Annotated in this window: 10 protein-coding genes; 2 read left to right on the forward strand and 8 right to left on the reverse strand. The window is 35.3% G+C overall.

What is annotated here, in order from left to right:
• Positions 1-63 precede the first annotated feature (63 nt).
• Positions 64-732, forward strand: coding sequence for a deoxynucleoside kinase (locus BP18_RS01090; RefSeq protein WP_007725299.1), 669 nt, complete (start codon positions 64-66; stop codon positions 730-732).
• A gap of 82 nt (positions 733-814) precedes the next feature.
• On the opposite strand, the gene BP18_RS01095 is transcribed toward BP18_RS01090, so the two are convergent.
• From BP18_RS01095 to BP18_RS01110, 4 genes are all read right to left on the reverse strand, one after another.
• Positions 815-1,963 (reverse strand): mannitol-1-phosphate 5-dehydrogenase, encoded by a 1,149-nt coding sequence (locus BP18_RS01095; protein ID WP_007724984.1) that lies wholly within the window; start codon positions 1,961-1,963, stop codon positions 815-817.
• 1 nt (position 1,964) lies between these two features.
• Complete coding sequence (locus tag BP18_RS01100; protein WP_007724986.1) at positions 1,965-2,405, reverse strand: PTS sugar transporter subunit IIA; 441 nt, start codon at positions 2,403-2,405, stop codon at positions 1,965-1,967.
• Positions 2,406-2,426: 21 nt separating this feature from the next.
• Positions 2,427-4,535: a BglG family transcription antiterminator gene (locus BP18_RS01105; protein WP_331279836.1), complete on the reverse strand. Its 2,109-nt coding sequence runs from the start codon at positions 4,533-4,535 to the stop codon at positions 2,427-2,429.
• A gap of 83 nt (positions 4,536-4,618) precedes the next feature.
• Positions 4,619-6,079 (reverse strand): PTS mannitol transporter subunit IICB, encoded by a 1,461-nt coding sequence (locus tag BP18_RS01110; protein WP_007724991.1) that lies wholly within the window; start codon positions 6,077-6,079, stop codon positions 4,619-4,621.
• A gap of 397 nt (positions 6,080-6,476) precedes the next feature.
• Between BP18_RS01110 and glmS the strand changes: the two genes are divergently transcribed.
• Positions 6,477-8,285: a glutamine--fructose-6-phosphate transaminase (isomerizing) gene (glmS, locus tag BP18_RS01115; protein ID WP_007724999.1), complete on the forward strand. Its 1,809-nt coding sequence runs from the start codon at positions 6,477-6,479 to the stop codon at positions 8,283-8,285.
• Positions 8,286-8,736: 451 nt separating this feature from the next.
• On the opposite strand, the gene BP18_RS01120 is transcribed toward glmS, so the two are convergent.
• From BP18_RS01120 to BP18_RS01135, 4 genes are all read right to left on the reverse strand, one after another.
• Positions 8,737-9,282 carry a hypothetical protein gene (locus BP18_RS01120; RefSeq protein WP_007725002.1) on the reverse strand — a complete coding sequence of 182 codons (546 nt, stop codon included), beginning with the start codon at positions 9,280-9,282 and terminating at the stop codon, positions 8,737-8,739.
• Positions 9,283-9,387: 105 nt separating this feature from the next.
• Positions 9,388-10,779, reverse strand: coding sequence for a dihydrolipoyl dehydrogenase (lpdA, locus tag BP18_RS01125; RefSeq protein WP_029277111.1), 1,392 nt, complete (start codon positions 10,777-10,779; stop codon positions 9,388-9,390).
• A gap of 192 nt (positions 10,780-10,971) precedes the next feature.
• A complete protein-coding gene (locus BP18_RS01130; protein ID WP_029277113.1) occupies positions 10,972-11,931 on the reverse strand; it encodes a glycosyltransferase family 2 protein in 960 nt (319 codons plus the stop codon).
• A gap of 85 nt (positions 11,932-12,016) precedes the next feature.
• Positions 12,017-13,837 carry a polysaccharide biosynthesis protein gene (locus BP18_RS01135; RefSeq protein ID WP_035050152.1) on the reverse strand — a complete coding sequence of 607 codons (1,821 nt, stop codon included), beginning with the start codon at positions 13,835-13,837 and terminating at the stop codon, positions 12,017-12,019.
• Between the last annotated feature and the right edge of the window lie 47 nt (positions 13,838-13,884).

Genomic DNA, 13,884 nt, shown 5'->3' on the forward strand with positions numbered 1-13,884 from the left:
TACTAGAACTCGCAAAAGAATGTAGAAGAAGACATCGGTCTTTGATAGGAGTGTGGCCGTTATATGAGGGGAGAAAATAAAGCTGTGATTGTTTTAGCTGGTATGATTGGTGCTGGTAAGAGCACCTACACAAAATTTATTTCAGAAGCATTAGGAAGTGAAGCTTTCTATGAAAGTGTGGATGATAATCGTATTTTAGAAAAATTTTATGAAAATCCTGAGCGCTGGGCTTTTTCATTGCAAATTTATTTTTTAAATACGCGTTTTAGAAGCATCAAAGAGGCTTTTAAGCACGAAAACAATGTATTAGATCGCTCTATTTATGAAGATGCTTTATTTACTCGTATTAATTACGAAGAAGGCAATATGAGTGATGCTGAGATGGATACTTACTTGGATTTATTAGACAACATGATGGAAGAACTTGATAACATGCCTAAAAAATCTCCAGATCTTTTAATTTACTTACGCGGATCTTTAGATACTGTTTTGAGCAGAATTGAAAAACGTGGTCGTACCTTTGAACAAGTTGAAGGAAATGATGGTTTATTAGACTATTATACTCATCTTCACAGTCAATATGATGATTGGTTTAGCGATTACGATAAAAGTGCCACTCTAGTCATCGATATCAATCAGTATGACTTAGAAAAAGTAACAGATGCTGAAAAAGTACTCTCTATGGTAAACGAAAAATTAGCAACCGTAAGAAACGAAGCCCGTGTTGGGTAGAAAAAAATTTGGAAGATAAAAAAGAGTTGAGCAAATTGCTCAACTCTTTTTTATCTTCCATTGCTGTTCTTCATTCTGCCTTTTAGTTTGACAATGCAGCATATTCACTAGCAATTTTCCCAATTAATGCTTCATCTTTTAATTGAGTGACTTCGCGAATGACCGCTTCAACAGATTGATTAGTCAATAATTTTTCCATTTGTTGACTTTCTTCATCATTAACATCACGATACATCAGTGCTTTAGCAACTGTTTGAATCAAATGCTCCGTTTCAAGACCTCTTTCATTTGCTTCTCGAATCGGACGAATAAAGCGCTCGTCATAGCCTAATTTACGCATTGGTGTTCTAGCTACACGCGTTATATCATCTGAAATGTATGGATTAACAAATCGAGAAAGAATTTTAGCAATGTACGCTTTATGCTCTTCAGCATCAAACTGCCATTTTTCAATCATTAAAGCGCCCGTTTCAGCTAGTACAGCTTCAACTTGTTGTTTCACTTTTTCATCTTTTAACGCTTCATCGATAGTCTTATATCCTTCATATTTGCCAACATAAGCGGTCGTTGCATGCCCAGTATTTACGGTAAATAATTTCCTTTCAATAAACGGTTCTAAATCAGGTGCGTAATGTACACCTTCTAAATGCAGCTCAGTATTCTTTAATTTAGACTCATCAATGACCCATTCTTTATATCCTTCAACAGACACGAATAATTTATCTTCATGAGATTGGAGTGGAACGATACGGTCAACTGCTGCATCTGGAAAACCAATGTATTGTTCCACATAGCTTATGTCTTCATTATCTAAATGTTTTAGCACTTCTTCTTTAAGAAATGTACTACCACCAATCATATTTTCACAAGCAATCACGTCCATTGGTTGCATCGATTGTCTCGCTCTTCTTTTTTGAATCCCTTTAGCAATCAATGGAGCAATGTATGGTAAAATTTTCGGACCAATTGCCGTTGTTACGATATCTGCTTCTTCAAACGCTGCAATGACTTCTTCTGGGTGAGTTCCGTTGTTGATGCCATAAACATTATTGACAGTGAGTTGCGGTGTCCCTTCTTGAGCCAATTCGATTATATATTCATTTTTATCATTTAAAGCATCGATGATTTCTTTATTCACATCAACAAAAGCAATCTTAAAACCATTTTTATTCAAGACTTCTCCTATAAATCCACGACCAATATTTCCTCCACCAAAATGAATCGCTAACATATTATTCAATCCCCTCTAGTAATTCTTTTATTTCTTGCTCAGATGATGCGTCTGCCAATTTAACAACATTCTCGACTTCTGAACAATAGACAGCGATTTGTGAAAGGATATCTAAATGCTCGTTACCCACACCAGCTATTCCGAAAACAACTGTTACTAATTTTTCTTCCTCAGGAGTCCCAAAATCTACTCCTCCTGGAATTTGAACAATTGAAATACCTGATTGATTGATTAAGTCTTTTGAATTTTCCGTTCCGTGTGGAATAGCAATAAAGTTGCCCATATACGTTGTTACATTTTCTTCGCGTTTCAGCATTTCTTCAATGTATCCTGCTTTTACGTATTCATTTTCTACTAAAATTTCACCCGCTGCACGTATAGCCTCTTCTTTTGTGTTAAATGATTGGTTTAATTTAATGCTCGTTAATTCTAAAATATCCATAATTGATTCTCTCCTTGAGTTTTATTTTTTTAATTTTTCTAAAAAGATACTGCTTAAATAGTTGTTTAACAATTGCTTAGAACCTGAATTAAAGATTTCCATTGTTAAATCACTCTCAACAATTGCTGAACTAATCGAACCCAAGATTTCTTGTGAACTCTCGCTTAATGGATCTGGGCCCAGCATCATCAGAATTCGCTGCATCTGGATTGGATTCCGATCGATTCCGAGTACTTCAAGCGCTTTTGGTAATTCGTAAATCGAAAAAAATGGTTGTTTAATGGTTGAATCAATACAGTGAAATAATGCCATATTTGTATTAGGAAGTCCAATAGGAGCTAACTCCATTCGATCCATTAATTTATGAACAATACGGTCACTATCTGTTAAAACACGGTCTTCCAAATTTTTACAAATGGCTGAAATAACGGGTCTTAATTCTTGCGACACAACCGTTTGTTGCACATCAAAACTTTCCAAAATCTCATTGGCAATTGACATCTTTTGATAGTATTCTTTAAATTCTGATTCATCTTTTTGATTGGTAAGAATGATTTTCTCGTTTTTTTCTTTACTTTTTTTCTTTTCAGAAATAATTTGACGAATATACAATTGGATACTTTTGATTTCGTTATCCATTAACAATGGAGTCACAACTTTGTATTCCGTTTCAAATCCTTGTAAAAAAATCGTTGATAAAATCAAATCGTATTCATCAAAATCAATCCGGTGTAGTTTAGATATTCTAGAAATTTCAATAGTGGTTATTTCTGGAATGTATTTACGAATGCGACTTTCCAATATTTTAGCTGTTCCCACCCCACTTGAGCAAATAACCAGAGCCTTTAATTCTTGTACTTTAGGTTGTCTTTCAAATGCGGAAGCAAAATGAATGACAATATAAACAATTTCATTCGGCAAAAAATGAATCATTGGAAAAATATGCGTTAGCTTTTCTTTAACAGAAGAACTCAAATCGCTATACTGCATTAGAATTTTTTCTAGTAAAGGGTTGTTACTCTCTGGCATTGGGGCAATCGCTCGTTTAATGGCAGCTGAAATATGTGCTAATAAGTCATGAAAAAGAGTTTCGTCTTGGTTGAAGTTCCAATCCAATTCATTCGAAACTAGCCGAATCAATTCCCTCACTTTATAACCTAGGTCTGTATCGTACTCTTCTGAGAGAAAGTCATTACGCAGCGGAACATTCAACCCTTGAATTTGGAGACCTAAAAATTGAATTTCTTCCTTTGTAATGGCTATGCCATATAATTTTTGCATAAAATCATAAACAGCCGTTGCTGTTTCAATACTTTTCGTTTGATCACTGTCCGCTAATAAAGTTGTGGCTCCAAAAGAATGAATCTGGTGCCCTTCACGTAACCTCATAATCGAGATACATAGCAATATGACTAAACGCTGCAATTGACTATCGGTGACTTCATCAAAATAATGTTGACCAAATTGTTTAACCACTGCGTATACATGGTAAAGGTCTTCTTTACTTAATTGTTTTAAAAATGGATTTTGGCTAACCTCCCACTCTTTGGCGTCACCTTTAGTTTCATTTTCCATTAATTGAAAGAAATCATATTCATTGATTTCACTATGGATTAAACCACTAATAATCAAACGACGACTGCTTTCTGATGCAACTGCTTGAATACCTTTAGCTTTTTTACGCTCGATATCAATTTTGTACGCTTTAAATACTTCCTCAATTGAAATCAAATCTGCTTGAATCGTACTAATACTGACTTGAAGATCCATGGCAAGGGATTCCATCTTCACTTCTTTTTCTTGCATCAATAGCTTAATCACTAACATACTTTGCCGTTGTTGAGCTGTTAATTCTTCTGGAGAAGCAGACAAGTGTTGCTGTAATTCTTTAAATAAAGCCGGTTTTCCAACAAGTCGGTAACCAATATCTGACTCTCGTATCAATTTAATTTGATACTTAGCCAACGTACTCTCCAGGCTAGAAAGTTCCCTGTAGATTGTTCGATTACTGACTTTTAATTCATCACTTAAGTAATTTACTGTGACGCCATTCTTTTGTTCAAGTAAGACTTCAATGATCTCTTTTTCTCTTTTAGAAATGTACAATTTTTCCATCTCGTTTCTAGACAAAGTTTAAACAGATAAAAGCAGTGAATACGCACTCACCGCTTTTATCCCTTACTTATTTGCATCTTATTGTCTAGATAAAATGCTTATGATTGTTTTTTTAATGTTTCAACAATTTCTTCATATTTAGGACTGTTCAAGAAATTATCAACTGAAACTTGAGTTGCTGTTGGTGTTTTTTGTGTAGCACGTGGTGTTAATTCTTTTTGAGTAATCACCAATAAACCGTCTTCATCTTTTAAATTACTGATTGCTGAATTGGTTACCGAAATATCTAAACCAGCATCTTTCACTTTCTTACGCATAATAGAAGCTCCCATTGCGCTTGATCCCATACCAGCATCACAAGCAAAGATAATGCGTTTGATCTCTTTTTGTCCGACAACTGCAGTATCATCTGCAACCACTGCTTGAGTTGTTGGAGCTGTTGTTCTGTTGTTTGCTCCCTTTGATTCAGCTTTTAATGATTGTGATTCTTGAACTTTTGCTGAGAAATTGTCTTCTTCAATTGTTTCTGTTGATTTATCAGATTTAAGAATGACCATAGCCACTAAGAATGAAACAGCTGCCGCTACGATGACACCTAGAAGAACTCCGATGTATCCACCTCTTGGAGTCATTGCTAATACAGCAATGATAGATCCTGGAGATGCCGCTGCTACTAAACCTGAATTGAAGATTGTATTTGTGAATGTACCCGCAACACCACCTGCAATTACAGATAAGAATAATGCCGGTTTCATTAATACATACGGGAAGTAGATTTCGTGAATCCCACCGATTAAGTGAATTAGAATAGCTCCTGGTGCAGAAGCTTTAGCAGCACCTTTTCCAAAGATTGAGTAAGCTAACAATAATCCTAAACCAGGTCCTGGATTAGCTTCTAATAGGAATAGAATTGATTTTCCAGTCTCTGCAGCTTGCTCAATTCCTAATGGTGTCAATATACCATGATTAATTGCATTATTCAAAAATAGGATTTTTGCGGGTTCAATAAAAATATTTGCTAGCGGTAATAGTCCTGCATTAACAACCCAGTCAACTCCACTTGCAAGTGCATTTGTTAACGCTGTTACAAAAGGTCCGACAGCATAAAATGCGATAACAGATAAAATAAATCCAATAATTCCACTTGAAAAGTTATTAACTAACATCTCAAATCCAGCTCTGATTTTATCTTTAAAGATATCATCAAATTTCTTGACTAAGAATCCACCCAAAGGTCCTAAGGCCATAGCACCAATAAACATTGGAACTCCTGATCCTACGATAACTCCCATCGTTGCAATCGCTCCAACAACAGCTCCACGTTGACCATATACCATGCTTCCACCTGTGTATCCAATTAATAATGGCAATAAATATTTCAGCATCGGATCAACCATAGTTGCTAAATCAGCATTTGGAAGCCAACCTGCCTCAATAAATAAGGCTGTAATAATACCCCATGCAATAAATGCACCTATATTCGGCATAACCATACTGCTTAGGTAACTCCCAAAACGTTGGACAGTAGCTTTTGTTCCTTTTTTCTGTGTTTGTTCCACGGTAATTCCTCCTTTAATCTTTTTTTGTTAACCTAAGTTTATCTTCGTTTGTATCCGATTACAACGGAATCTAGTGTTGAGTTTGGCAACAATGAGTTTGTCAAATGTACCGTTAACAGTAAGTTATCATTTTATAATGCTTACCGTTAACGCTCTAATGTTGTTTCCTAAACTGATATAGACCATTATACCACTTTATAAATAAATGTTGACATTCTATTTTCATTCCTTTATTATTAACCTACTTGACAGATTAATAACTTTTTTAGTGTATATACCAATTTAAATTAATTATAAAAAAACACTACAAGAATAACTTTGATAACCCAATAATAAAACTAAAAAAGTTGCTTTCACCAAGGAAGATTACTAAGAAAAAGAAAGTAGGAATTTAGACATGTGCGGAATCGTTGGCTATATTGGAAGACAAGATGCAAAAGATATTTTATTACAAGGACTTGAAATGTTAGAATACCGTGGTTATGATTCAGCTGGTATTTATGTAATGGATGACCAAGATCAAGGGCATTTATTTAAAGAAAAAGGACGGATTGCTGCTTTAAGAGAAAAAGTGGATCATAATGTTCCTGCAAAAACGGGTATCGGACATACACGTTGGGCAACTCATGGAGTTCCTAGTGTTGAAAACGCTCATCCTCACCAATCAAATAGCGGTCGTTTTAACCTTGTTCATAACGGAGTAATTGAAAACTACAAAGCAGTAAGAGATGCTTTCCTGACAGATACAACATTGCATAGCGATACAGATACAGAAATTATTGTACAATTGATTGCATGGTATGTTGAAGAAGAAGGATTAGAAACGATTGATGCTTTCAAAAAAGCAATCGTAGCGTTAAAAGGTTCTTACGCTTTAGCATTGATTGACAACGAAAACCCTGATGTTGTTTATGCAGCTAAAAATAAAAGTCCTTTGCTTTTAGGTAGAGGAGATGGATTCAACGTTATTTGTAGCGATGCTATGGCGATGATTCAAGAGACGAATCAATTTGTCGAACTGATGGATGGCGAAATTGCTACTTTGACCGTTGATGATATCAAGATTGAAACACTTGCTGGTGATGTGATCACCCGTGCTTCATATACTGCGTTATTAGATGCAAATGATTTAAGCAAAGGTACTTATCCTCACTACATGGCTAAAGAGATTGATGAGCAACCTGCCGTTATGCGTAAAATTGTGCAAAACTACCAAAATGACAAAGGTGAGTTAGAAATTGATTCAGCTATTCTTGAAGAATTGACAGCCAGCGACCGTATTTACATTATTGCTTGTGGCACAAGTTACAATGCGGGTTGGGTCGGCAAACAAATTCTTGAAAACTTAACAAATATTCCAACAGAAGTTCATTTATCAAGCGAATTCGGCTACAATACACCATTGCTAACTGAGAAACCATTCTTTATTTTCTTATCTCAAAGTGGTGAAACTGCTGATAGTCGTCAAGTATTAGTGAAAATCAATGATTTAAACTACCCTTCACTAACTTTAACAAATGTTCATGGATCTACTCTTTCTAGAGAAGCAAAATATACATTATTATTGCATGCCGGTCCTGAAATCGCAGTTGCTTCAACTAAAGCCTATACAGCACAAATTGCCGTACTTGCTATTCTTGGAGAACTTGCAGGTCGCAAAAAAGGACTTGATTTGGACTTAGATATTGCTCATGAATTAGGAATTGCCGCTACAGCTATCGAATCAATCATTGACGAAAAAGAAATTTTTGAACAACTATCTGTTACACACTTAAGCATCAGCCGTAATGCCTTTTACATTGGACGCGGTATTGATTACTATGTTGTAATGGAAGCTGCACTTAAATTGAAAGAAGTTTCATATGTTCAAACTGAAGGCTTTGCAGCCGGAGAATTAAAACATGGAACAATCGCATTAATCGAAGAAGGCACTCCTGTTATCTCAATCATTACTGACGAAATCACTGCTGGACATACGCGTGGAAACGCTCAAGAAGTTATTTCTCGTGGAGCACACAGCATGATTATTTCTTTAGATGGTTTAGATCAACCAGAAGATGCATATGTCTTGCCAAAAGTGCATCATTTATTAACACCTTTAGTAAGTGTTATTCCAACTCAATTGATCGCTTACTATACTAGCTTACACCGTGGAAACGATGTTGATAAACCAAGAAACTTAGCTAAAAGCGTAACTGTTGAATAAACAGTACATTTCAGTACCAAAAAAGGTTCATTGCAAATAATTGCAATGAACCTTATTTGGCTTTACACCTAAGCACTCTTTGATCATTTACGGTTACTAAAACAGTTGCACGGTTAAGTGATGTGTAAGTGCAACTTCACTTTATCGTGCAACGGACTTGGATGATACAGTGAGAACCAAACCAAGCTCCACTGTATCCTCCATAACGGTTTCACGATACAGTAAAACCCCTAATTGAACTCACTCTATCATGCAAAAAAATAAATTTACAGTTCGATTAGGCTTTTTGATTCCATTGTCTTATTTCGTACTAATTTCCGTCAAAAAAGCGCATAGACGACTTAAAAACCGTTCATCTCTGCACTATTTTCTAAATTTAATTAATCTATATAAAAAATTTATTTATTAAGACGACTCATTTCTTATCAAACCTTTTAAAGCTACCAATAAACTAAACGGGTTCTATCCACACACAGCCAATTGTTTGAGAGGCCGGTAAAATAGCGGTATATCGTCCATGATTATCATAGGCTTTAAAAAATAGTTTATTTTCTTCATTATATCCGTAAGCGTAAACCACTACCCAATGATTCTTATAAGGACTTCCAAATAAAGTTGCTGTACCCACTGCCACCGGTATGGGGTGTTCTCTACTTAACAAAGAGACTACTTTCTTTTCAGCAACAATGCGCATTTTAACTGCAAAATCGTCATTTTCTTTTAGCATCCAGTTCAATCCATGCCATACATCCCAAGGAAAAGTACCTTTGTAAGCAAAAGTATCATCAATAACCGTCTTTAAACCAGCAATCAATTTTTCTTTTTCTAAATCGATGCCATATTTCTGATTAAAAGCATCATGCAAAATTACTGCTCCTACATATGTACCACAAATTCCTGGTTTAACAGCATTGATCCAATTTTTGTACTTTCTGAAACGGGCAGGTTTCAACCCAATCCATTTTTTAGGATAAGTCTGTTTTAGTTGCTTAGTCATTATATCCTCCTTAGACTTCTACCATTTTTCTCTTTAACGTTATTTAAATACAAAAGAGCTTGAAAGTAAAGAAAATCCTTTACTTTCAAGCCCTTAGTTTATCCTTTACATATGAATAGGTAATCCCATAGCTAATTCAGCTGTATCCATTACTGATTCAGCAAGCGATGGATGCGCATGTATGGTTAATGAAATATCTTCAGCAACCATTTCTAATTCAATTGCTAGCGCTAATTCTGCAATAACATCTCCAGCACTTACCCCAATAACTTGTGCTCCAACAATTTTGTTTGTGTTTTCTTCAGTGATCATACGGACAAACCCTTCAGTCGCATTTAATGATAATGCTCGTCCATTCCCTGCTAATGAGAATTTACTGACTTTGTATTCTTTGTTGCCTTTTACTTCATCAGCAGCTAATCCTACTGTGGCGATTTCAGGTTCTGTATAAGCCGCAATCGGCATCGTTTTATAATTCACCACTGAATCTTTACCAGAAATAACTTCTGCTACGATCTTTGCATCATGACTTGCTTTGTGCGCAAACGCAGGTCCTGGAGTAATGTCTCCAATTGCATAAACACCTTCAACCCCCGTTCTTAAAGAGTCATCAACATCAATTCTGCCAGTTTCTAACAATTTAACACCAACAGCTTCTAAATTCAATTTAGCTGTATTAGGCACTCGACCAGCAGAAACCAATACATAATCTGATTCAATTGTTTCTTCTTTCCCATTTTTTTCATAAGTGACGGTTACTACGTCATTTATTTGTGAAGATTTAGTAATATTTACGCCTTCGATAACGTCAACGCCTTTTTCAGCGTAACTTTTCTTAACTAATTTAACCATATCTTTGTCAAAGAAGTTGATGATACTGTCTTCTTTTTCAAGAATTGTTACTTTAGAACCAAAATTATTAAACGCAAATGCTAATTGAGTCGCAACATATCCGCCACCCACAATGACTAAACGTTTAGGAAGTTCAGTAATGTTCAATCCGCCCGTTGTATCCACAATACGTCCGCCAAATGGGACTTCTGAGACTGCTAAAGGTGAACTCCCTGTAGCAATGACAACATTTTTAAATTCAAGTTTTTGAGATCCGTCTTTAGTTTCAACGGTTAACTGATTTTTATCTGTGAAGATAGCTGTTCCACGAATAATTTCCACTTTATTTTTTTTCAATAAGGCCTCAACACCCTGTGTTAACCTGTTTACTACTTTTGTATCTTTCCAATTTTGCATTTTAGTAATATCCAATGTAACATTTGCTGTTGTAATTCCAAATGTTTCTGAATGTTTCGCATTGTGAAAATGATGTCCAGCAGTAATCAATGCTTTTGAAGGGATGCAACCAACGTTTAAACAAACCCCACCAATAGACTCTTTTTCAATAATAGTGACCTTCTGCCCTAGTTGCGCTGCTCTTATTGCTGCAACATAGCCTCCTGGTCCTGCTCCAATAATCACGGTTTCTTTTTGAATAGTTGCCAAATTAGGTCAACTCCTTCTTAGTATTTATCTATACTATTTCAACAAGTTAATAGCTAGATTCACATCTCTATTTTACTCGAAACAGTAGAATAATCCAAGAAAAACAACTAAGTATGTGAAGAAATATTCAAAAAAACCTAAAATTATTTCTTTTATAGTGCACTTGAATGTGAAGAACGCATCTACATTTGGTTAATCTAATGATTCACTTCTTATTTTCCAAATATTAAAATAGATATAGGTCATTTTCCTAGCTAAAACACAGGATTTTTTAACCTTTTGACTACTGAGCTCATTTAATGAAAAATGATACAAATTTTGTTTAGCTTCTTTAATTTGCTGCCAATTTTTACTTTCTTCATTTAAAAGATGCATCAATAATTGAATGGAATAATTTACATACTGTTCTTTTATAATCGAAACATCAAATTTTTCCACTTTCTTGGTTAATTCGATGATTTTCAATAGTGTTTTCGGACCAGATAGTTTTTCTTTTGTGAGTTCATTAAAAAAAGGCGCATGTTTATAAGCAATATAGTGATAATGCAAATTAGGATCATAGATAATTTTGTTACTCTTCAAAATACAATGAATGGACATCAACAAATCTCCAAAAATATCCGCTGTTAAATCAAACTCAAGAGCAGGATCAGAACGAAATAAATCAATTGCGAATAGCTTGTTACACAAAAAACTTTGAAGTCTAAATTGTTCCGTTATTTTATTTAGCGCTTCTTCTTTTGTCCAAATCACTGTACTTGAAGCTTCAATTGCCATGTGGTCAGCTTTACCTAGTTCTTCTCCATAATTGGCTATGACTATATCGGCTTGATTCTTAATAATCGTTAATAAGAGCTTTTCAATCATAAGGTCATCTATTCGGTCAACAGGGTTAATAAAACTAACAAATTCACCTTTAGCCATATGCAAACCCTTATCTAATGCCTCTGAAAGATTCTTCACCTTTTTATGAAAAACTTTAAAACGAGGATCCACTCGTGCAAAACGATCACATATCGCACCACTCAAGTCTGTGGATCCTTCATCAATTAAAATAATTTCAATATTTCGGTAGGATTGAAACCGCAAACTATTTAAACAATGCCGCAATACTTTATCAACGTTGTAAACGGGAACAATGATTGACAACATAACTGCTCCTCCTTTCTCACTCCATCATGGATAATCAGTCTTGTCCATGTTCCCTTCCTAGATGTCACTATCCAACTAGTTGTTTTTACGCTGCTGCTTGATGCATTTTAGCAAAATAAATCAATTGTTCTTTTAAAGATGCTTCGCTACAACCTTCTAACGTTTTCAAAAACACCATCACTTCTTCTAATGAACGCATCACTGCTTTTCCCACGAATATCTTATCGTATACTTTTTCACCAGTGTTTTCACTAGCAATCAACAATTCTTCATAAAGCTTTTCTCCAGGACGAATGCCTGTTTCAATAACAGGTATTTCATCATCACTAAATCCGCTTAATTTGATTACTTTCTTAGCTAAATCAACGATTTTAACAGGGCTACCCATATCTAACACAAATATCTCTCCACCTTTTGCTAAAGTACCTGCTTGAATGACTAAACGACTGGCTTCTGGAATGGTCATAAAGTAACGTGTCATTCGAAAATCAGTCACAGTCACTGGACCTCCAGCTTTAATCTGTTCTTTGAATAATGGAACCACACTGCCACGACTGCCTAACACATTTCCAAAACGGACAGCTGCAAAATTTGTTTGGCCTTTTTCATTCAAACTAGTCACGATCATTTCAGCGATCCGCTTTGTTGCACCCATGACATTCGGTGGATTAACAGCTTTATCAGTAGAAATCATAATGAACGTTCCTACTTTAGCTGCTTTAGATGCTTCAGCAATATTTTTCGTGCCATACACGTTGTTTCTTAAGGCTTCAAATGTATTTGATTCCATCATTGGGACATGTTTGTGAGCAGCCGCATGATAAACAATGTCTGGTTTATACATTTCCATAATATCAAACATTCTTTGGCGATTTTGTACGTCTGCTATAACAGGCACAATCTCTATTTTGCCAACATATTTTTTGTTCAATTCGCGATGGATCTGATAGATAGAATTTTCACCATGTCCTAATAAAATGATTTTTTTTGGAGAAAAAATAGAGATAATGCGGCAAATTTCTGAGCCAATCGAGCCTCCAGCACCACTGACTAAAATCGTTTTACCAAATAAATCTGCTGAAATTTGTTTAGTATCTAGAGTTACTTCTTCTCTGCCCAATAAATCGACAACATCAATTTCTCTGAAGCGGCTAACCGTTAACTTCCCATTCATCACATCTTCGATTGAAGGCATTAAATTTACCGGAAGATTGATTTTGTTACAAATTTCTAAAATTTGCTCTAGCTGTTTCGGCTTTAATGAAGGAATAGCTATCGTAATCTGCTCAACGCCTAATTTTTTTGTGTACATTGGAATGTCGGTTGCTTTTCCTAAAATTGGGATACCATATAGCCGCATACCGTGTTTAGTTTTATTATCATCTACAATACCTACTACTTTTATATCTGTTGACGTTTTCAAAATATTCTTGATAAACAAATTTCCGCCATCTCCTGCACCAACGACTAACGTACGAATTTTTTTAGCCGTCTTTTTCTCAGGCGATAGACCTGTTTTATAGTCATGGAAAATTCTAAAAACGATATGTCCTCCACTGACTAATAATAAAGAGATCAGGTAAATCAATAAAATATACCTATAACTCATTTCAGCTAACAGTAAGATAGCAAGGGTCGTCGTTACTCCAAATGATACTGTTATGGAAATAAAAATAATCAGCATGTCTTTGATACTGGTGTAGCGATAGAGAGTAGCACAGATACCAGAATAGCCCGCTAAAATGCTGTAACCCGCTATTCCAAAAGCAACCATAAATACGTAAGAGGTCGTCGGGAGTGCTACATAAGGGTTTAAAAAGAAATAAGCTATCACGCCTGCTAAAAGGATTACAGAACTATCTAATAACAGATACAGACTTTTTTTATTTAGAACCGTTCGAATCATTTTAATCACCCCTAGTATTTTTTAAGTAAGAAATCGTTCACTTGATT

Origin of the sequence: Carnobacterium jeotgali MS3 (assembly GCF_000745125.1) — a bacterium.
Taxonomy (GTDB): domain Bacteria; phylum Bacillota; class Bacilli; order Lactobacillales; family Carnobacteriaceae; genus Carnobacterium_B; species Carnobacterium_B jeotgali.

Excerpts from the sequence above, each read along its gene's own strand:
- BP18_RS01090 (WP_007725299.1), top strand. The coding sequence starts at position 64 with ATGAGGGGAGAAAATAAAGCTGTGATTGTTTTAGCTGGTATGATTGGT.
- BP18_RS01095 (WP_007724984.1), bottom strand. The coding sequence starts at position 1,963 with ATGTTAGCGATTCATTTTGGTGGAGGAAATATTGGTCGTGGATTTATA.
- BP18_RS01100 (WP_007724986.1), bottom strand. The coding sequence starts at position 2,405 with ATGGATATTTTAGAATTAACGAGCATTAAATTAAACCAATCATTTAAC.
- glmS (WP_007724999.1), top strand. The coding sequence starts at position 6,477 with ATGTGCGGAATCGTTGGCTATATTGGAAGACAAGATGCAAAAGATATT.
- BP18_RS01120 (WP_007725002.1), bottom strand. The coding sequence starts at position 9,282 with ATGACTAAGCAACTAAAACAGACTTATCCTAAAAAATGGATTGGGTTG.
- BP18_RS01130 (WP_029277113.1), bottom strand. The coding sequence starts at position 11,931 with ATGTTGTCAATCATTGTTCCCGTTTACAACGTTGATAAAGTATTGCGG.
- BP18_RS01135 (WP_035050152.1), bottom strand. The coding sequence starts at position 13,837 with ATGATTCGAACGGTTCTAAATAAAAAAAGTCTGTATCTGTTATTAGAT.